The 19288-nt window shown below is 73.1% G+C and carries 14 protein-coding genes; 4 read left to right on the forward strand and 10 right to left on the reverse strand.

Translation table 11 applies throughout. From position 1 onward, the window contains the following. Positions 1-107: 107 nt before the first annotated feature. Positions 108-569: a MarR family winged helix-turn-helix transcriptional regulator gene (locus ACSTA4_RS19240; RefSeq protein WP_248771128.1), complete on the forward strand. Its 462-nt coding sequence runs from the start codon at positions 108-110 to the stop codon at positions 567-569. Between the two features lie 46 nt (positions 570-615). On the opposite strand, the gene ACSTA4_RS19245 is transcribed toward ACSTA4_RS19240, so the two are convergent. Both ACSTA4_RS19245 and ACSTA4_RS19250 read right to left on the reverse strand, forming a co-directional pair. After that, on the reverse strand, positions 616-2382 hold the full coding sequence (locus ACSTA4_RS19245) for an MMPL family transporter (protein ID WP_444960481.1): 1767 nt from the start codon (positions 2380-2382) through the stop codon (positions 616-618). 525 nt (positions 2383-2907) lie between these two features. Continuing rightward, positions 2908-5124 (reverse strand): MMPL family transporter, encoded by a 2217-nt coding sequence (locus ACSTA4_RS19250; protein ID WP_444960482.1) that lies wholly within the window; start codon positions 5122-5124, stop codon positions 2908-2910. A gap of 149 nt (positions 5125-5273) precedes the next feature. On the opposite strand from ACSTA4_RS19250, the gene ACSTA4_RS19255 reads away from it, so the two are divergent. Both ACSTA4_RS19255 and ACSTA4_RS19260 read left to right on the forward strand, forming a co-directional pair. Next, complete coding sequence (locus ACSTA4_RS19255; protein ID WP_444960483.1) at positions 5274-6056, forward strand: TetR/AcrR family transcriptional regulator; 783 nt, start codon at positions 5274-5276, stop codon at positions 6054-6056. Positions 6057-6149: 93 nt separating this feature from the next. Then, positions 6150-7610, forward strand: a complete 1461-nt coding sequence (locus tag ACSTA4_RS19260) for a neutral zinc metallopeptidase (protein ID WP_444960484.1) — start codon at positions 6150-6152, stop codon at positions 7608-7610. Positions 7611-7644: 34 nt separating this feature from the next. On the opposite strand, the gene ACSTA4_RS19265 is transcribed toward ACSTA4_RS19260, so the two are convergent. From ACSTA4_RS19265 to ACSTA4_RS19300, 8 genes are all read right to left on the reverse strand, one after another. Next, positions 7645-9045 (reverse strand): FAD-dependent oxidoreductase, encoded by a 1401-nt coding sequence (locus tag ACSTA4_RS19265; RefSeq protein WP_444960485.1) that lies wholly within the window; start codon positions 9043-9045, stop codon positions 7645-7647. 54 nt (positions 9046-9099) lie between these two features. Continuing rightward, entirely contained in the window at positions 9100-11028 is a 1929-nt protein-coding gene (gene dxs / locus ACSTA4_RS19270; protein WP_444960486.1) for a 1-deoxy-D-xylulose-5-phosphate synthase, read from the reverse strand. A 222-nt stretch (positions 11029-11250) separates the two neighbouring features. Further along, entirely contained in the window at positions 11251-12036 is a 786-nt protein-coding gene (locus ACSTA4_RS19275; RefSeq protein ID WP_444960487.1) for a TSUP family transporter, read from the reverse strand. A gap of 37 nt (positions 12037-12073) precedes the next feature. Further along, the gene (locus ACSTA4_RS19280; protein ID WP_444960488.1) at positions 12074-13339 is read right to left on the reverse strand and encodes a styrene monooxygenase/indole monooxygenase family protein; all 1266 of its coding nucleotides are present in this window, start codon (positions 13337-13339) and stop codon (positions 12074-12076) included. 317 nt (positions 13340-13656) lie between these two features. Further along, positions 13657-14937, reverse strand: coding sequence for a sugar ABC transporter permease (locus ACSTA4_RS19285; RefSeq protein ID WP_444960489.1), 1281 nt, complete (start codon positions 14935-14937; stop codon positions 13657-13659). Then, positions 14937-15734 (reverse strand): ATP-binding cassette domain-containing protein, encoded by a 798-nt coding sequence (locus ACSTA4_RS19290; protein ID WP_061083475.1) that lies wholly within the window; start codon positions 15732-15734, stop codon positions 14937-14939. Before ACSTA4_RS19290 ends, ACSTA4_RS19285 begins: the two co-directional genes overlap by 1 nt. Positions 15735-15822: 88 nt before the next feature. Continuing rightward, positions 15823-16965 carry an ABC transporter substrate-binding protein gene (locus tag ACSTA4_RS19295; RefSeq protein ID WP_274973893.1) on the reverse strand — a complete coding sequence of 381 codons (1143 nt, stop codon included), beginning with the start codon at positions 16963-16965 and terminating at the stop codon, positions 15823-15825. Positions 16966-17378: 413 nt separating this feature from the next. After that, the gene (locus ACSTA4_RS19300) at positions 17379-18554 is read right to left on the reverse strand and encodes an ROK family transcriptional regulator (RefSeq protein WP_444960490.1); all 1176 of its coding nucleotides are present in this window, start codon (positions 18552-18554) and stop codon (positions 17379-17381) included. 110 nt (positions 18555-18664) lie between these two features. Here ACSTA4_RS19300 and ACSTA4_RS19305 point away from each other — a divergent pair, with 110 nt between their 5' ends. Next, positions 18665-19273, forward strand: a complete 609-nt coding sequence (locus tag ACSTA4_RS19305; RefSeq protein ID WP_444960491.1) for a uridine kinase family protein — start codon at positions 18665-18667, stop codon at positions 19271-19273. Positions 19274-19288: the final 15 nt, after the last annotated feature.

Genomic DNA, 19288 nt, shown 5'->3' on the forward strand with positions numbered 1-19288 from the left:
CTCCGCCCGGGGAGCACTGTGGCGTGGGCGTCCGCCATCGTTTCACGCCCCAACCATAGAGTTCTATGATCATCTGGTGAGTAGAAGCATGTGAGAGGGGCCGAGGCATGGAGAACGCACCCGGATGGGACACCCCCATGTGGCACACGACCGGTTTTCGACTGATCAAGCTGGGCGAACTGGTCCAGGCGACCACAGCGGCGATCTTCGGGCCCCAGCAGGTCACCTCCCGGCAGTTCCACGTGCTCTCCGCGGCGGAGGCGATGCCCCACCTCTCCCAGAAGGAGCTGAGCCGTGTGCTGGGTGTGGACCCGAACGTGATGGTGGGGCTGATCGACGACCTGGAGGAGCAGGGGCTGGCCAGGCGCGAGCGCAACCCCCGGGACCGCAGGCGCTACATCGTGACGCCCACGGACAAGGCGAGGAGGCTGCTGGAGGAGGCCCGCGACGCGGTGGCCCGGGCGGAGTCGGAGTTCTTCGCCACCCTGTCCGAGAACGAGGTGGCCCTCCTGCACGAGTTGTCGGGCCGCCTGCTCACCGAGCACCCCCGGCTGACCAAGTACGAGTGAGGTTCCGGTGCCGGGGGCCGCGGCCCCCGGCACCGGAACCTCCGGGTCATTCGGCGATGCCGAAGCGGGCGTGCACGCGCTTGAGCGGTGCCGGGGCCCACCAGTTGGCCCGTCCGGCCAGCCGCATGAACACCGGTACCAGCACGCCGCGGATGAGGGTGGCGTCCACCAGGATCACCACCGCCATGCCGACCGCCAGCATCATCAGGTACAGCACGTCGGAGACGGCGTAGGCGGCGAAGGAGGCGGCCAGGATGACGGCCGCCGCCGTGACCAGGGGGCCGCTGCGCTGGAGCCCGGCCGCGACCGCGCGGGTGTTGTCCCCGGTCAGGTCGTACTCCTCCTTGATCCGGGACATCATGAACACCTCGTAGTCCATGGACAGCCCGAAGGCGATGCAGAACATCAGGATGGGGAACGTCGTCTCCAGGGTGCCGTTGGCGGTGAAGCCCAGCAGCCCGGACAGGTTCCCCTCCTGGAAGATCCACACCATCACGCCGAACATCACCGCGAGGCTAAGCACGTTGAGCACGATCGCCTTGGCGGGCAGCAGGATGCTCCCGGTCATGAGGAACAGGATGACGAAGGTGATGGCGAGGATGTCGAGCCCCACCGCGGGCGCGGCCAGTACCAGGACCACCGCGAGCGCGGGCAGGCCCCACAGCAGCGGGCGGCGCATCATCCGCAGCGCGGTGGAGTGCCACCAGCCGCTGTCGGGGTCGGGCTCGCGCTTGGGCCGGACCCGGTGCCCGACCTTGGCCAGAGCCGCGGGCAGGATGACCAGCGCGGCGAACACCGAGGTCAGCACGGTTCCCACGCCCGCGTAGGCGAAGGACTGGAGGAAGGGGAAGGGGAAGAGCATCAGGCAGGACAGGGCCACCGCGACCGTCAGGCCGCTGAACAGGACGGTGCGCCCGGCCTTGGAGACGGCCAGGGAGACCGCCTCGGGGACCTGCCTGCCCCGGGCCAGCTCCTCGCGGAAGCGGTTGATGACGAACAGGCTGTAGTCCACGCCCAGGCCCACTCCCATGACCAGGGTGAGGTTGGCGGCGAAGGTGGACACGTCGGTGAGGTGGGTGACCCCGCGCAGCAGGGCGAGCGTGGTGACCACGGAGAACAGGCCCATGCCCAGGGTCAGCGCCGCCACCGAGATCCTGCGGTAGAGGACGAGCAGGAGCACGAACACCAGCGGGAAGATGATGGCCTCGGCGAGCAGGAAGTCGGCCTGCGCCTGCTCGGCGGCCTGGCGGAAGACCTCGTCGCCGCCGCCGACCTCGACCCGGACGACCTCGCCGTCGCGGGTGAGGTCCGGCGAGATCTCGCCGAGCGCGGTGCGCGCCTCGGTGACCGTGCCCTCCATGCGCACGGTGATCAGCGCCTGGGTGCCGTCCTCGGAGCGCATCGCCGGGGACTCGCCGCGCCCCCAGTAGGAGGCGGTCTCGGCGACGCCCTCGCGCGAGGCCAGGTCCCGTTCCAGTGCGGTGGCGGCCTCGACGACCTCGGGGTCGTCCACGGTGCCCTGTTGGGCGGTGACGAGCAGGAGGAAGTGGTACTTGCCGGTGCCGAAGCCCTCCTCCAACCGCTGTTCGACGCGCAGCGACTCCGATCCGGGGCTCTCGAAGCGGCTGAGCAGCAGCCGGTCCATGGTGCCCGCCGCCAGGGCCAGGGCGACCAGCACCAGCGCGACGCCGGCCAGGATCACCCGGCCCGGGCGGCGGGCCAGCCCGTCGCCGAGCCGGACCAGGAACGGGGGCCTTCCCGGTGACGCCCCCCGGCGGCCGGGGGGTGAGGTGGTCGTCGGGGACGTGGCCATGGTGGTCCCGCCTTCCAGGGTCAGGAGGTGGTGGGGGTGCGCCGCTCCGTCCACGCGGCCGACCCGACCACCGTCGGCGGGGCCACGGCCAGGACCCACCGGGGTCTGCGCGTGGTCAGCCTGGTCAGCGCGTCGGGCATCGTGTCACCCCCCTTCGTTCGTGGGCGTGCGGGGCCGTCGGTGGCGGCCGGAGTCCCCGGCCGCCACCGCGCGTTCCCTCGACGCCACACTACAGTAAAAAGATATGACGATCGCTATAGCTAATAATAGGTTTCGCATATCGTTTACGTGAGGGACCGCTGGACCCCGGGCAGCGAAGCCGCGCCCACGAGGTCCTCGATCCGCGAGGCGGGGTCGCACAGGTAGGCCACCGCCGCCACCCCGGCGTCGGGGCGCACCGTCGGCCACCCGGGCCCCGCGACACGCGCCCCGACGCGCTCCGGCCGCGGACGGCTGCGTCACGGCACCGCAGACAGCGAAACGACCCCGCCCGGGAGCTCCCGGGCGGGGTCGCGCGACGGGCGGTCACACCCCCGCGTGCACCCTCCTGCGCCCGTCCCGCTCCACGGCGGGTTCGGGATCGTCCTCGTCGCCGCCCTCGGAGATCCCGATCCGGTCGTGCAGCCAGCGCAGCGGCCGGGGCAGCCACCAGTTGGCCCCGCCCAGCAGGCGCATCGTGGCGGGCACCATGACCGCGCGCACCAGGGTGGCGTCCACCAGGACCGCGATGGCCAGGCCGATGCCGATGATCTTCAGGAAGAGCAGGTCCGAGGTGCCCATGGCCAGGAGCACCACCATCAGCAGGATCGCGGCGCTGGTGATGATCTGGCCGGTGTGCTGGAGCCCCGCCGCCACCGAGCGCGTGTTGTCGCCGGTGCGCAGGTACTCCTCGCGCACCCGGCTGAGCAGGAACAGCTCGTAGTCCATCGCCAGGCCGAAGGCCACGACGATGATCAGCACCAGGTAGGTGGGGTCGATGGTGCCCACCGCCTCGAACCCGAGCAGCCCGGAGAAGGCGCCCTCCTGGAAGCCCCAGACCACCACGCCCAGGGAGGCGCCCAGGGACAGCGCCCCCATGAGCACCGCCTTGATCGGCAGGATGATCGAACCGAAGGCGAGGAAGAGCAGGAGCAGGGTGGCCGTGGCGACGAAGCCCACGGTCATGGGCGCCGCGTCGACGATCGCCGCCACGTTGTCCTGCTGCATGGCGGCCACACCGCCGACCAGGGTCTCCTCCGCCCCTTCCGGAACCGGTTCGGCGCGCACGTCGCGCACCAGGTCGGCGACCTCCGGGGAGTCGGAGGCGCCCCGGTAGGCGACCACGACGTGGGCGACGTCCTCGCCGGTGCGCTCCACCGTGGCCGACACGGCCTCCTCCAGGCCCGCCAGGCGCTCGGTGTACTCCTCCAGGGCCCCGTCGTCGGCGCCGCCGACCACCGCGACGTCGAGCGTGCCCAGGCCGCCCGCGGGGAAGTCGTCGGAGAGCGCCTCGGTGGCGATCCGGCTCCCGGAGTCGGCGGGCAGGTAGCGCTGGTCGGTGGAGCCGAGTTCGGTGGAGGCCAGGCCGGCGCTGAAGACCAGCAGGACGCCGCCGACCGCGACCAGGGACACGGCGGGGCCGCGCATGACGACGCGGGCCAGGCGCGACCAGGCCCCCTCGTGTACGGCGCCGGTGACGGTGCGGCGGGGCAGCGGCAGACGCAGGCGGTTGATCCGGTGCCCGACCGCGGCCATCAGCGCGGGCAGGAAGACCAGCGCGGCCAGCAGGTCGAAGACCACGACGGCGATGCCGCCCCAGCCGATCGACTTGAGGATGGGCTGGGGGAAGAAGAGCAGGCCCGCGAAGGCGATGCCGACGGTGATGCCGGAGAAGGCCACGGTGCGTCCGGCGGTGTCGACGGTGCGGCTCACCGCGTCGGCGATGCCGCGGCCACGGCGCAGCTCCTCCCGGAAGCGGCTGACCATGAACAGCCCGTAGTCGATGGCCAGCCCCAGGCCCAGGATGGTGGCGACGTTGATCGCGAACACCGACACCTCGGTGACGTGGGTCAGCGCGCGCAGGAGGGTCAGCGAGCCCAGGATGGCCAGACCGCCGACGGCGAGCGGGACCAGGCCCGCGACGAGGCCGCCGAAGATCAGGACGAGCAGGAACAGCAGGATCGGCAGGGTGATGAGCTCGGCGCGCACGACGTCGCTCTCGGCGCTCTCGGCCAGCTCGTGCTCGATCGCCACCGAGCCGCCCAGGTGGACCTCCAGGTTGCTGGAGGACAGGTACTCGGCCACCTCCTCGTACTGGTGGAGGCGGTCGGCGTGGGTCTCCCCGCTGAGGGTCACGGGGATGTAGGTGGCGTCCATGTCCTCGGCCACGAGCATGCCGCGCTCGGTCTCGCCGAGGTCCTCGTCGAGGTAGGTGTCGAAGTCGGCGACCGCGTCCTCGGGCATGCCGTCGGCGATACGCTGGATCGCCGCGGCGAAGGTGGGGTTGTCCACCTGGATCTCGTCGCTGCGGTAGACCGCGACGACGTCGACGCCGTCGTGGCCCAGCTCCTCCTCCAGGACGCGCGTGGCCCGCGCGGACTCCGAGTCGGGGTCCTCGAACCCGCTCTCGCTGACGTCGGAGAAGAGCCCCGAGCCCCAGATCCCGGAGAAGACGGCGAAGGCCGCGGTGGCGGCGAGGACCGCCCAGCGCCAGCGGTGTACTCCCCGCCCCAGCCGACCGAAAAGCCCCGTTTGTGTCGGCATACGCCGCCCTTTCAGGAAACAGACCCCATGTCCGTTAACGGTGTTTGCTAACGGTGTTCACTAAAGCGTGCGGGCGTTACGATGTCAACGTCGTCGACGAGGACCACGGCGCCCCGACCGGGCGCCCGAGACGGGGTGTAGCGCAGCAGATGGCGAAACCGCAGCTGGACCGGGTGGCAGGGAGGCCGAGCCGCCGCGAACGTGTGCGCGAGGCCACACTGGCGGAGATCAAGGGGATCGCCCGTCGGCACCTGGTCGAGCACGGGTCCGGCGGGGTGTCCCTGCGCGCCATCGCGCGGGAGATGGGGATGACCGCGCCGGGACTGTACCGCTACGTGACGGGGATCGACTCGCTGCTGGTGCTCATCACCGCGGACATGTTCCAGGAACTGGGCGACGCGGTGGCCGCGGCCGACGCGAGCGTGCCCGCCGAGGACACCGACCTGCGCATCCTCACCTCGCTGCGGGCCTTCCGGGCCTGGGCGGTCGGGCACCGGGCCGAGTTCGCCACGATGTTCGGCCCGCGCGTGCGGCTGGCCCCCGAGACCGACGTCACACCGGCGGTGGAGGCCGGGCGGCGCTTCGGGGCGACCTTCTACACCCTCTTCGACCGGCTCCTGTCGGAGGAGCGGTTCGTGCTGCCCGACGGGGACCGCATCACCCCGGAGCTGGCCCGCGAGCTGCGCGCCTTCGCCGACACCTGCGGCTTCTCGGCCCCGCACATCCCGGTGGAGGCGGTCATGGTGCTCAGCACGTGCTGGGTACGCCTGTACGGGGTGGTGTGCATGGAGGTGTTCGAGCACCTCGACTTCGTGATGCGCGACATGGAACCGCTCTTCGAGTCCGAGCTTCAGAACATGCTGACGGGCCTGGGGGTCCGTTACCGGCCGCCGGAGAGCGGCACCCCCACGTCCGTGGGTACGTCCGGTTAAGCCTCATACTGGAATTCTGCGACTCTTGCCGGATTCGCCCCAGGCGGAGACGACACCCCGGCACGCTGCGGCACGATAGCGAGGACTGACCCCGTGGAGAACCCATCCGGCGGTGAGCGGCCCGGAGGCGAGACCCCCAGACCCGAGCGGTCCGGTACCGGAGGCGCCGAGGAGGACGCCGGACGCGGAGCGGACGGACGGGAACCCGGCGGGGCGGAGCAGGGGCGGGACGGAGACGTCCGCACGCCCGCTCCCCCGCGTCCCGGGCCGGCTGTGGAGAGCACGCCCTCAGGACCGGAGGCGAACAGCGCTCCCTCCGTCCCGGCGGCCCCGCACCCGGAGCGGACGGGTGACCCCGTCCAGCACACCGCTCTCCCCCACCCCGGACCGGGCGCCCCGCCGTACCGCACCGCTCCCCCCTCCCCGGGGCTGACACAGGCCGGTGCGCCGTACCGCCCCGTCCTTCCCGCCGCCCTCTACGGCCACCCCGTCCACCCGGGCACGGGGTACGGCCCGCCCGCGACGGGCCCCTTCCCCGCGCCGCACCCCTGGCGGGCACCGGGCGCCCACACGCACCCCCACCCCTTCGCCCTCCCGCCCGGCGGACACCCCGCCGCCCACCCGGGTACCGTCTGGCAGCCGACCGCGCCGTCCTGGCCGCAGCCGCCGGAGCGGCCCTCGCGCCGCGGCGGCGCGAGCGTCCTGCTCGGTTCGGCGAGCGCGGCCGTGATCGCCCTCGTGGCGCTGGGCGCGAGCATCCTCATCGTCGCCACCACCCCCCAGGAGGAACCCCAGCCCACCGGCGTCGACCTGTCCGCCCACTACGACGACCGCCTCAGGGCGCGGCCCAACCAGGTGGAGGTCGACGTCGTCGACCACCCCCTCTACGACGTCGCCATGCCCGAGCCGGTCGACTGCGACGTCCCCGAGCTGGACATGGACTCCGACGAGTCCTGGGAGGAGTTCGCGGCCGTCTCCGGGGACTGCCTGAACACGCTGTGGGCGCCGGTGTTCGAGGACCTGGGCCTGTCCGTGGAGCTGCCCGAGTTCGCCGTCACCCGGACCTCGCCCGACCCCCCCGACGCCAGCCCGGAGGACGGGTACACGCTCGCCTACTACGAGAGCGACCTGAGCCGCATCACCGTCGTGCTGCCCAACGTGCGCCACCTGGGCGCCCTGCTCCCCCCGAGCGAGCGCGAGGAGGTCTGGCTCGCCCTGATGGGCCACGAGTACGGCCACCACGTGCAGTACGCCACCGGCATCCTAGGCGTCGCGCACGGCATGACCTGGAAGGCCGAGAACGAGCAGGCCGAACTGGAGGCGCTGCGCCGCACCGAGCTCCAGGCCGAGTGCATGGCCGGGGTGGGCCTGCGCGGGATCACCGGCGCCGACGAGGGGGCCCTGCGCACGGCCAACGAGCACTTCAACGGCGGCGGCGACCTCGACACGCACGGCACCGCCGGCAACCGGGCGCTCTGGCTGGAGCGGGGCTGGTCGCAGGAGACCGTGGAGGGCTGCAACACCTACGGCGCCGCCACCGACCAGGTCGCCTGAGCCTCCGCCGCGGGCGCGGGGCGGGGCGGGGCGGTCAGCCGCCGACGACCCTGCGGTAGGCCTCCCAGCCGTGGAGCTTGACCCGCTCGCCCCGGTCCAGCTCCACGGCCTGGTCGGCCTCGGCGGTGTCGATGCGCAGCCAGTCCTCGTAGTCGCTGTGGGCCACCCCGCGCTCGTCCAGCACGGTCTCCAGCGGGACCAGTTCCGGGGCCGCCTCGCGCAGCGCCCCGGCGTCCTCCAGCAGGGCGCGCACGGTCGCGGCGGCGTCGGACTTGTTGGTGCCGATCACCCCGGTGGCGCCCCGTTTGATCCAACCGGCCACGTAGTCGCCGGGGACCGCGCCGCCGTCGGCGTCCAGGACGCGCCCGCCCTCCTGGGGCACGGTGCGCCCCTCGGCGTCGAAGGGCACCCCGGGCAGCGCGACGCCCGCGTACCCCACCGAGCGCAGCACCATCCCGGCGGGCAGGTCGGTGGTCCGGCCGGTCCCGGTCAGAACCCCGTGGGCGTCCAGGCGGGTCTCCTCCACCCGCACGCCGCTCACGCGCCCCTCCTCCCGGCCGAGGACCTCCACGGGCCGGGCCCAGAAGTGCAGCCGCACGGTGCGCCCGCGCCCGCGGGGCCCGCGGGAGGCGTGCTCGGCCAGGAGCCGCAGGTTGGTGCGGGCGGCCCGGGCGACGTCGCGCAGCTCGGGGGCGCCGGTGCCCACGGCGGTGGGGTCGATGTCGACCTGTTCGGGGCGCACGACGACATCGGCGCCGGGCAGCGCGAGCAGGTCGCGCAGCTCGGGCGCGGTGAACTTGGCCTGGAGGGGGCCGCGCCGCGACAGCAGGTGGACGGTGCGCACACGGCTGGCGGCGAGCACGTCCAAGACCGGCTGGGGGATGTCGGTGTGGCGGAGCTCGTCGGCGGTCTTGGCGAGGATGCGCACCACGTCCAGGGCGACGTTGCCCGCCCCGACCACGACGACCTCCTCGGCGTCGAGCACGAACCGCTCCAGGGCGGTGTCGGGGTGCCCGCAGTACCAGTTGACGAAGTCGGTGGCGGCGACGCTGCCGGGCAGGTCCTCCCCCGGCACGTCCATGCGGCGGTCGACGCTGGCGCCGGTGGCGTAGACGACGGCGTGGTGGGTGCGGGCCAGGTCGGCGCGGGTGAGGTCGGCGCCGAACTCGACCCCGCCGACGAAGCGCACGTCGGGGTGCTCCAGAACCCGGCGCAGCGCCCGGGCCACACCCTTGATCTTGGTGTGGTCGGGGGCCACCCCGTAGCGCACCAGCCCGTAGGGCGTGGGCAGGCGGTCCATGACGTCGACCCGCACGGGCACGCGCCGCTGCCGAGTCAGGGCGTCGGCGGCGTAGACGCCCGCCGGGCCGGAGCCGATCACGGCCACCCGGAGCGGTGCGGCGGTGCTGTGCTGCTCAGGTTCGGAGGAGCTCATGTGCCCATTCTGGCAGCCCGGGGGCGTCCCCCGGGCTGCCTGGGACGCGTGCGCTCAGGCGGTCTCGTCGGCCAGTTCGCCGGCGGACTTGGCGCCGTCGGTGTGCCGGGAGACCGTCTCGGTGAGGCTGCGGGACAGCTCCTGGGGGGTCAGGCCCTGCTCGCGCAGGATGTCGTCGCGCTTGGCGTGGTCCAGGAACTCCTGCGCGATGCCGAACGTGCGCACCGGCACGTCCACGTCGTGGTCGCGCAGCAGGCGGGCCACGGCGTCGCCGACCGCGCCGGTGCGGCCGTTGTCCTCGATGACCGCGACGACGCTGTGCTCGGCGGCCTCGGCGACCAGGGCCTCGTCCAGCGGCTTGACCCACAGGGGGTCGACGACGGTGACGCCCAGTCCCTGGGCGGCCATCCGGTCGGCGACCTCGCAGGCGACCTGGGCCATGGTGCCCACGCCCACGATGAGCAGGTCCTTGGAGTTGCCGCCGTCGGTGGCGCGGCGGAGCAGGTCCATGGAGCCGATCCTGCCCACGGCGTCCAACTGCTCGGCGACCGCGCCCTTGGGGTAGCGCACGACGGTGGGCGCGTCCTCGACCGCGACGGCCTCGCGCACCAGGGCGCGCAGGCGTTCGGCGTCGCGGGGCGCGGCCAGGCGCAGACCCGGGACCACCTGGAGGATGGACATGTCCCACATGCCGTTGTGGCTGGCGCCGTCGTTGCCGGTGACCCCGGCGCGGTCCAGGCAGAAGGTGACGCCCTGGCGGTGCAGGGCGGCGTCCATGAGCACCTGGTCGAAACAGCGGTTGAGGAAGGTGGCGTAGACGGCCACGACCGGGTGCAGGCCGTTCATGGCCATGCCGGTGGCCGCGGTGGCGGCGTGCTGCTCGGCGATGCCCACGTCGAAGGTGCGCTCGGGGTAGGCCTCGGCGAACTTGTTGAGGCCGGTGGGGTGGAGCATGGCGGCGGTGATGGCCACCACGTCGGGGCGCTCGGCGCCGATCTCCACCATGGTGTCGGCGAAGACCGAGGTCCACTTGACGGCCTTGGGGCCGGGCTTGGCCTGGCCGGTGGCCACGTCGAAGGGGCCGGGGGCGTGGAACTGGTCCTCGTCGTGGTTCTCGGCCGGGGCGTAGCCCTTGCCCTTCTGGGTGATGCAGTGGACGATCGCCGGGCCGCCGAAGTCGCGGGCGCGGCGCAGCGCCTTCTCCAGGGCCTGCTCGTCGTGGCCGTCGATGGGACCGAGGTACTTCAGGCCCAGGTCCTCGAACATCATCTGCGGCTGGATGGCGTCCTTGAGGCCCTTCTTGATGCCGTGCAGCGCCTCGTAGAGGGGCTGGCCGACCACGGGCGTGCGGTTGAGGGTGGTCTTGGCCAGGTCCAGGGCCTGCTCGTAGCCGGGGGCCATGCGCAGGGAGGCGAGGTGGTCGGCCAGACCGCCCATGGTGGGCGAGTAGGAGCGGCCGTTGTCGTTGACCACGATGACCAGGCGCCGGTCCCGGCGCTCGGCGATGTTGTTGAGCGCCTCCCAGGCCATGCCGCCGGTGAGGGCGCCGTCGCCGATGACGGCGACCACGGTGCGGTCCTTGCGGCCCCGCACCTCGTTGGCCTTGGCCATGCCGTCGGCGTAGGACAGCGCGGTGGAGGCGTGGGAGTTCTCGACGAAGTCGTGCTCGGACTCGGCGCGGGAGGGGTATCCGGACAGGCCGCCCTCGGACTTGAGGTTGGTGAAGTCGTGGCGGCCGGTGAGCACCTTGTGCGCGTAGGCCTGGTGCCCGGTGTCGAAGATGATGGGGTCCTTCGGGGAGTCGAAGACCCGGTGCAGCGCGATGGTCAGCTCGACGACGCCGAGGCTGGGGCCCAGGTGCCCGCCGGTCTGGGAGCAGGAGTCGACCAGGAAGTCCCGGATCTCCTGTGCCAGCGCAGGGAGCTGGTCGGCCGGAAGCCTCTTGAGCGCTTCCGGATTGTGTATCGACTCGAACAGTGCCACTGTCTCGTCAGTCCCCTCGTCCCGCGTGTCCGTTGAGTTTGCCGTTCCGTGCCCCTGACGTGGGCCGGGCCTGGCTACCGGCAGGTATGCATACCCGAGTTTATGGGCGTACGTCCACGGGTCCTACCCAACCCCGCGCGGGAGCGGCCCATGGAACGCCTACGCCGTCCGGTTACCGGGTTTTCGCGTACATTACCCGGCCCCCGGCGCGGTGGCAGCGCGTCAGCCCAGGAAGGCTCGGGCGAGCAGTCCCAGCGCGGAGGCCGCCACGACCGCCAGCAGGGCCGCGCGCAGCCGCCCGGCGTCGACGCGGCGGCGCAGTGCGGTCCCGGCGAAGAAGCCCGCGACCACGAAGGGGATCGCGCAGGCGCCGACCGCGGCGGTCCGGGCGTCCATCTGGCCGCCCAGGGCCAGGGCCGCCAGCGAGACCGCGCCGCCCAGGAGGAAGAACGCGGCCAGGGTGGCGCGGACCCGGGCGGGCTCCTCGTACTGGTAGAGCAGCGCCATGGGCGGGCCGCCGATCGTGGTGGCGGTGCCGGTGAGGCCAGACAGGGTCCCGGCCGCCACGAGCGAGACGGGGGTGATGCGCACCCGCAGGGACCAGAGCGAGAGGGCGACGGCCACCAGCACCATCGCCCCGACCGCGCCCGCCAGCGCGCGGGGCTCCAGGGCGGCCACCACCCACACGCCCAGGGCGGTTCCGGGCAGGCGCGCGGGCAGCCCCCAGGCGAGGCCGCGCCAGTCCACGTGCCGCCACTCCTGGAGGAGCGTGAGCCCGGGCAGGGCGATCACGGCGACCAGGAGTGCCCCCGGCACGAGGGTGGGGTCCAGGAAGGACAGGACGGGCGCGGCGACCAGCCCCAGGCCGAGGCCGACGGTGCTCTGCACCGCGGCCCCGACGAAGACGGCGACCACCGCGGCGGCGACGAACGCCGCCACGTCGGTGGGGGCGAGCAGGCCGTGGCCGCTGAGGGCCAGGAAGGATGCGGCGGAGAGTTCTACGGGCACGGCGTGCGACGCTACATCCCCACCGTCCCGACCGGGTTCAGGAGGTAGGGAGATGGGACGACCGCGCGGGCTCGGCGCGCCGGACGCCGTCCACGTAGGCCAGGGCCCGTTCGGGGTGCAGGAACCACCCGATGAGGTCGCCGGGGTCGCTGAAGCAGTTGGCGAAGCGGTCGGCCGTCTCCTGGTGGCGCGCGGCGAGGCGGTACAGCTCCTCCAGGTGCGGCGGGGCGGTGAGCAGGACCCTGCTCCACGCGGTCACCTGGCTGGCCAGGCGCCAGTAGGCGGCGAACGCCGAGCGCATGAAGGCCTCGTCGAAGGGCCGCCGGCCGTGGTCGACGACGGCGCGGCGGTAGACCTCGGCGCCGAAGGAGGCCATGTTGGCCCCCTGCGCGGTGACCGGGTCGTTGGCGACCACGGAGTCCGCCATGCCCAGCACCGGGGTTCCGTTCGCCAGGCGGGCGACGGGTTCGCGCACCACCGGCGCGTAGCCGCCGCGCAGGGCCGCCCCCGGGTCGGCCAGGCGGGCGTGGGCCAGGCGCTCGTACTCCCAGGGCGCTTCGCGGTACAGCACGTCCAGCAGGCCCGCGAGGACCTCCTCGCCGGAGGCGTCGGGGGGTAGCGGCCGGTCCAGGGGGCCGCCGGGCACCGCCTCGACCATGACGGCCTCGCAGACCCCGGCCAGGGAGTAGGTGGGCAGCGTGGTGACCTCCCCCGCGCCGGGGACGACGGTGCGGCTGAGCACGGGCCCGTCGGGGTGGGGCCCGGCGCCGGTCACGTAGGCCAGCGCCAGGGAGCGCTGCGGGGACCGGAAGTGCGAGCGCCGGGTGTCGCGGGGGAAGACCTCGGAGAGCGCGCCGCGCCCGGAGGCGACGACGGTGAGCTCGTGGTCGGCGGCGAGCCGTTCCAGGTCCTCGGCCAAGACGCGCCCGCGCAGGAGGGCGCCGCCGCGCCGGACGAACAGGTCGAGCCAGGCCGACATCTTGAGCCGCTGGTCGACCGACTGGGCGTGCTCGTCCAGCGCGCCGACCCAGGACAGGGCGGGGGCTCCCGCGCCGGCGCGGTCGGCCACGCGGAACCCGACCCCGCGGACGGCGGGCGCGCGGTCGTCCCAGAAGGCGAGGCCGTGGCGGCGCTCGCGGCGCAGGGCGGGGCCGAAGAGGCACTGCGTGGACGTGACCCGCCCCGCGCGGATCTCCTCCGGCCCGGCCTCGGTGGCCAGGGTCACCTCGTATCCCTCGCCCAGCAGGCCGACAGCCAACTGGAGTCCGGACTGTCCGGCTCCGACGACGAGGATCCTGCGCATGTCTCTCCCGGGGTGGTGCCCGCCCCGTACGCCGCGGTGCGGCGCCGTGGGCGCGTGGCGGACCGGCCGCAAGGCACGGCGAACGCGCCCCGTGGCGCGGCCCGGTGGTCTTTACCGCGAAGCTAGCAGCGCCCCCGGGAGGCCGTTCAGCACCCTCGGTCTCGGGGCCCCCGCCCCGCGCGCGGGAACAGTGGAGGAGGGTTCGGCGCGAGGGCCCGGCCCGGCACCTGGGGCGCCGGACCGGGCGGGAGGGGGCGGGGACGGCGGGGAGTGGGCGCCGTCCGCCGCCCGGGGATGGCTCGCGTAGCCGTGCCGGGTCAGGCGCCTCCCCTGGCGTGGGTCTTGCGTCCCCGGCGGGAGACGGAGTCCAGGATGACCGCGATCAGCAGGACGGCGGCGGTGATCATGAACCGGACCGAGGTGTCCATCTGGAGGAGCAGCAGGCCGGAGGTGATCGCGCCCAGGACCAGGCCGCCCAGCAGGGCGGAGTAGGCGTTGCCGCGTCCGCCGAAGAGGCTGGTGCCGCCGATGACCGCGGCGGCGATGGCCATCATCAGCTCCTCGCCGCCGCCGGTGGCCACGCTCGCCGCGAAGTTGCGCGAGGTCAGCATGATCCCGCCCAGGGCGGCCAGGGCGGAGGCGATCCCGAACACCGAGATGCGGATCATGTCCACGTTGATGCCGGCGCGGCGCGCCGCCTCGGCGTTGCCGCCGACGGCGTAGACCATGCGGCCGTAGCGGGTCTTGCGCAGGACCAGGTCGAGCACGACCACGAAGCCCACGAAGATCAGGAAGGCCAGCGGCACGCCCTTGTACTGGTTGAGCACCCACACCGCGACCAGGATCGGCACGAACAGCAGGGCCGCCCGGAAGAGGATCTCGGTCCAGGGCTTGTAGGGCAGGTTGGCCTGGCGCCTGCGCCGCTCCACCGCCGCCACGGAGACCACGTACAGGACGACGGCCAGGACGGCGAGCGCCCAGCCCACCACCGGGACGAAGAAGGTCTGCGTCAGCAGCGAGATCGGCCCGTTCGGGCTGGTGTTGATGGTGCCGTCGGCGCCCATCAGGTACAGGTGCAGGCCCTGCCAGCCCAGCAGTCCGGCGAGGGTGACCACGAAGGCCGGTACCCCGAGTTTGGCGAAGACGACGCCGTGGAGCAGGCCCACCACGAGGCCGATGGCCAGGGCCGCGCCGATCGCGATCCACTCCGAGACGCCCTGTTTGACGGCCAGGACGCCCAGGACCGCGGCGGCCAGTCCGGCGACCGAGCCGATGGACAGGTCGATCTCGCCGAGCAGCAGGACCATGATGACGCCGGTGGTCATCAGGCCGATGGCGGCGATCTGCACGGTCAGGTTGGACAGGTTCTGCGGCGACAGGAACCGGTCGTTGGCCGACTGGAAGACGACGGCGATGAGGATCAGGCCGATGACCACGGGGATCGGGCCCAGTTCGCCGCTGCGCAGGTTGCGGCGCAGGGCGTCGAGCCAGCCCTTGGGCGAGGCCGCCGTGGTCAGCAGGCGCGGGTCGCGCTTGGACTCGGCGGAGCCGCCCGCACCCGTGGCGGGCGCCTTGGAGACGGGGGTCTGCTGGGTCATCACTTGTCCTCCGTGGCCAGGGCCGAGGCGCCGGTGCGCTCGGAGCGGCGGCTGACCGGGTTGTCGGCGGCACCGGTGATGGCGGCCACGATCTCCTCGTAGCTGGTCTCGGCGACGGGGAAGTTCCCGGCGTTGCGGCCCAGGCGCAGGACCACGGCGCGGTCGGCCACCGCGCGCACGTCGGCCATGTTGTGGCTGATCAGCAGCACGCCCAGGCCCTGGTCGCGCAGGCGCTCGATGAGGTCGAGGACCTGGGCGGTCTGGGCGACACCCAGGGCGGCGGTGGGCTCGTCGAGCATCACCACGCGCGGCTTGCCCAGCAGGGAGCGGGCGATGGCGATGATCTGGCGCTGGCCGCCGGAGAGGGAGGCCACCGGGACGCGCAGGCTGGGGATGCGCACGGACAGCGAGTCCAGCAGCTCCATGGCCCGGCCCTCCATCTCGACCTCGTCGAGGGTGCCCGGGAAGTGCAGTTTCTCGTTGCCCAGGAAGAGGTTGCCGACGATGTCCAGGTTGTCGCACAGGGCGAGGTCCTGGTAGATGGTGGCGATCCCCAGGCGCTGGGCGTCGGAGGGGGCGTTGATGCTGACCGGCTTGCCGTCCCAGGTGATGGCGCCGCCGCTGTCGGCGGGGTGCGCTCCGGAGATGACCTTGACCAGCGTGGACTTGCCGGCGCCGTTGTCACCGAGCAGGGCGACGACCTCGCCCTCGCCGACGTGGAAGTCGACGTCGCTCAGGGCCCGGACGGCGCCGAAGGTCTTGGAGATCCCGGACAGTTCCAGGACTGGTGTGCTCATGCGTTCGCTTCTCTTCTCTCGCCCTGGCCGGGGACGGCGGGGCGGCGGGGCGCCCCGCCGTTCCGGGCCCGGAACGTCCGCACCGGCTCTACAGGGCTTCCTGGCAGAAGTCCGTGTCGGCGTAGTCGTCGGTGCAGATCTCCTCGATGCTGTAGATCCCGTCCGAGACGACCGTGTCGCCGACGTTCTCCGCGGTGACCGCGATCGGCTCCAGCAGGACGGCGGGGACGGTCTCGCCGCCTCCGTCCTCGACCTCGGTGAGCGTGTGCTCGCCCAGCTCGGGGTCCTCGCCGGTGGCCAGGCCGACGGCCATGGCGGCGGCCACCTGGGCCTCGGGCTGGATCGCCTTGTAGACGGTCATGTACTGCTCACCGGCGATGATGCGCTGGATGCCCGCGAGCTCGGCGTCCTGGCCGGTCACCGGGGGCAGGTCCTCCACGCTCACGCCCGCGCTGCGCAGGGCGGAGATGACGCCGGAGGCGATGCCGTCGTTGGCGGCGTAGACGCCGGTGATCTCGTCCAGGCCCAGGGAGGTGATGGCGCCCTCCATCTGAGCGTTGGCCTCGTCCGGCGACCACTCGGGGGTGTCGAACTCCTGGCCGATCTCGATCTGGTCCTCCAGGACCCCCATGGCCCCGGCCTTGAAGCTGGCGGCGTTGGGGTCGGTGGGCGAGCCGTGCATGACGACGATCGAGCCGTCACCGGTGGTGCCCTCCTCCTCCAGGGCCTCCAGCAGCGACTCGGCCTGGACCTGGCCGACGCGGTTGTTGTCGAAGGAGACGTACATGTCCGCGCCGCCCTCGGCGAGGCGGTCGTAGGCGATCACGGGCACGCCCTGGGACTTGGCCTCGTTGACCGTCCCGGCCGCGGCGGCGGCGTCCACCGGGTCGAGGACGAGCACGTCCACACCGTCGGTCAGCATGGCCTGGGCCTGGGTCTGCTGCTCGCTCACGGACTGGTCCGCGTTGGCGTAGGAGATCTCGCAGTTGGGGCACAGCTCGCCCATCGCCTCCTCGAAGAAGGGGCGGTCGAAGGCCTCGTAGCGGGCCGTGTGGAGGTCGGGCAGGAGCAGTCCGACGTGGAAGCCCTCCTCCACGGTGTGGGTCTCCTGCTCGGCCTCGCCGCCGGTGGTCGTGAGCGAGCCACAACCGGAGACGAGGAGGGCGAGAGCGGCTCCCGCGGCGGCGAAGCCGGCGGACGTGTACCGCGGTGTGAAGCGTCGTGCGTTCAACGCTGGGTACCTCTCATGACGGGGGATACGGGTGGTGGAACTCGCGAGTGGTGGAGTGAAGTCAAACCCCGCCGCCACCTTGCCGTCAACTCCTGAACACATAACCGAAACATCACGGGCCTTGCGTTCAGAGCGTGAAATCACGGAAAACCCAGGCCAGAGCGGGATTCTGGACGTGTGAGCTCACGTGAAGGAGTTTCGGTTTTTACCGAGCGGCGGCCCGTTCCGGCACTGACCTCGGTGTTCGCGTCCTCGTCAGCCTACGTGCGGGCTCCGTTCAGCGAAGGACCCGCCCGCCGCCCGACCTGCTGCGGGCGGCTCCGGGCGCCCGCGCTCCCCCGTCGCGGGAACGCGGCGCCACCGCGCGGCACCTCCGCGTCATCGGTGGTACGGGAAATCGGGTTCGGGACCGTTCAGTTCTCCTGCTGGGCGGCCATGCGCAGCGCCCCGTACAGCGAGGCGTCCCTGCCCAGCGCGCTCGGCACCAGTTCGAGCCGCTCCAGGGCGCTGCTCAGCGAGCCCAGCTCCATCGACCGGCGCATCGGGTCCAGCAGCAGGTCACCGGCCTGGGCCAGGTCCCCGCCCACGATGACCCGGTCCGGGTTGAACAGGTTGGCCACGATCGCGGTGCCCTGACCCAGCGCGGTGCCCGCCTCGGCGATGATGCGGCGGCTGCCGGGGTCGCCCTCCAGCGCCGCGGCCACCATGTCCGGGATGCGGACGGGGTCGGGGCCGCGGGCCACGTCGGTGTTCTGCGGCAGCATGTCCAGCAGGTAGCCCGCGCCGACGAAGGTCTCCAGGCAGCCCCGGTTGCCGCAGCGGCACACGTGCCCGCGCGGGTCCAGCGCGATGTGCCCGATCTCCCCGGCCGTGCCGCCCGCGCCGCGGAAGAGCTGACCCGACATCATGATGCCCGCTCCCACGCCGTCGTTGATGACCAGGTGGACCACGTGCTCGGCGCCCACGCCCGCGCCCCGGTGCTGTTCGGCCAGGACCGCGAGGTTGGCGTCGTTCTCGGCCAGCACCTCCAGGCCCAGCCGCTCGGTCAGCGCCTTGGCGGGGCGGAAGCCCGCCCAGCGGGTCAGGCAGGAGATGCCGCCGACCTCACCGGTGCCGGGGTCGATCGGCCCAGGGATGGAGGCCACCACCGAGGACACGGTGCCCCGGTCGACCCGGCTGCGCAGCAGGATGGTCTCGGCCAACCAGGCGGCGCGGCGCACCCCGCGCTCGGCGTCGGAGGCCACGTCGTAGCCGATCTCCTCGCGGGCCAGCATGTTGCCGTCGCTGTCGCCCACCGCGACGCGGACGCTGTCGGCGGTGAAGTCCACGGCCACGACCGCGCCGGGCTGGCGCACGAGGGTGATCGCCTTGGCCCGGCGGCCGTTGGAGGAGGTGTCGCGCACCAGGACCGTCCCGGCGGCGCGCAGGCCGCGGACGATGTTGGAGACGCTGGCCGCGGACAGGCCGGTGGCGCGGGCCAGCTCGGCCTGGGTGCGGGTTCCCTCGCTGCGCAGCACGTCCACGACCCGCCGCTCGTTGGCCCGGCGCAGGGCTGACTGTGATCCCGGTGTCGCGGCGGCCTCGGTCACCAGGTGCCCCTCCCCCTGCTTTCGTGGCCGCGTTTCGGCGCTGTTGCGAGGAATGCTACAAGCAATGAACGCAAGCCGGAACTTCGCATCCGCCGCGTTAGGGTCCGAAGGTGAGCAGAGCACGCATCAGCACCGCCGAGTCCGGATGGGCCGACCTCCTGGCCGGGGCGGTGCCGCCGCCCGCCCGGGCCCCGGGCCGGACGCGCGCCGTGGCGGTCGAGGGCCGCTCGGGCGCGGGCAAGAGCACGGTGGCCGACGCGCTGCGCGCGGCCCTGGTCCGGCGGGGCGAGGCCGCCGCCGTGCTGACCATGGAGGACCTCTACCCGGGCTGGCGGGGCCTGGAGGAGGGCTCGGAGCTGCTGCGCGAGCGGGTCCTGGCCCCGCTCGCGCGCGGAGAGCGGGCGGCCTGGCGGCGCTACGACTGGGAGCGGGGGGCGTTCGCGCGGGAGTGGACGGTGCTGCCCGGCGACGTGGCGGCGGGCGGGGTCCTCGTGGTGGAGGGCGGCGGCTCCGGGGCCGCCGCCGTGCGCGGCCTGCTGGACCTGCTGGTGTGGGTGGACGCTCCCGACGACGAGCGCGCGCGGCGGCTGGACGGCCGGTGGGACGCGTCCGTCTACGCGCCGCACCGGCGGACGTGGGCGGAGCAGGAGGAGGCGTTCCACCGGCGCGACCGCCCCCGGGAGCACGCCGACGTGGTGGTCGCCAACCCCACCCGGTGACCGGCACTGGGCCGG

The sequence above is a fragment of the Nocardiopsis sp. M1B1 genome (genome assembly GCF_052466615.1).

Bases quoted from the DNA above. Each gene is read 5' to 3' on its own strand.
- ACSTA4_RS19240 (WP_248771128.1), top strand. From the start codon at position 108: ATGGAGAACGCACCCGGATGGGACACCCCCATGTGGCACACGACCGGT.
- ACSTA4_RS19245 (WP_444960481.1), bottom strand. From the start codon at position 2,382: ATGGCCACGTCCCCGACGACCACCTCACCCCCCGGCCGCCGGGGGGCG.
- ACSTA4_RS19250 (WP_444960482.1), bottom strand. From the start codon at position 5,124: ATGCCGACACAAACGGGGCTTTTCGGTCGGCTGGGGCGGGGAGTACAC.
- ACSTA4_RS19255 (WP_444960483.1), top strand. From the start codon at position 5,274: ATGGCGAAACCGCAGCTGGACCGGGTGGCAGGGAGGCCGAGCCGCCGC.
- ACSTA4_RS19265 (WP_444960485.1), bottom strand. From the start codon at position 9,045: ATGAGCTCCTCCGAACCTGAGCAGCACAGCACCGCCGCACCGCTCCGG.
- ACSTA4_RS19280 (WP_444960488.1), bottom strand. From the start codon at position 13,339: ATGCGCAGGATCCTCGTCGTCGGAGCCGGACAGTCCGGACTCCAGTTG.
- ACSTA4_RS19285 (WP_444960489.1), bottom strand. From the start codon at position 14,937: ATGACCCAGCAGACCCCCGTCTCCAAGGCGCCCGCCACGGGTGCGGGC.
- ACSTA4_RS19290 (WP_061083475.1), bottom strand. From the start codon at position 15,734: ATGAGCACACCAGTCCTGGAACTGTCCGGGATCTCCAAGACCTTCGGC.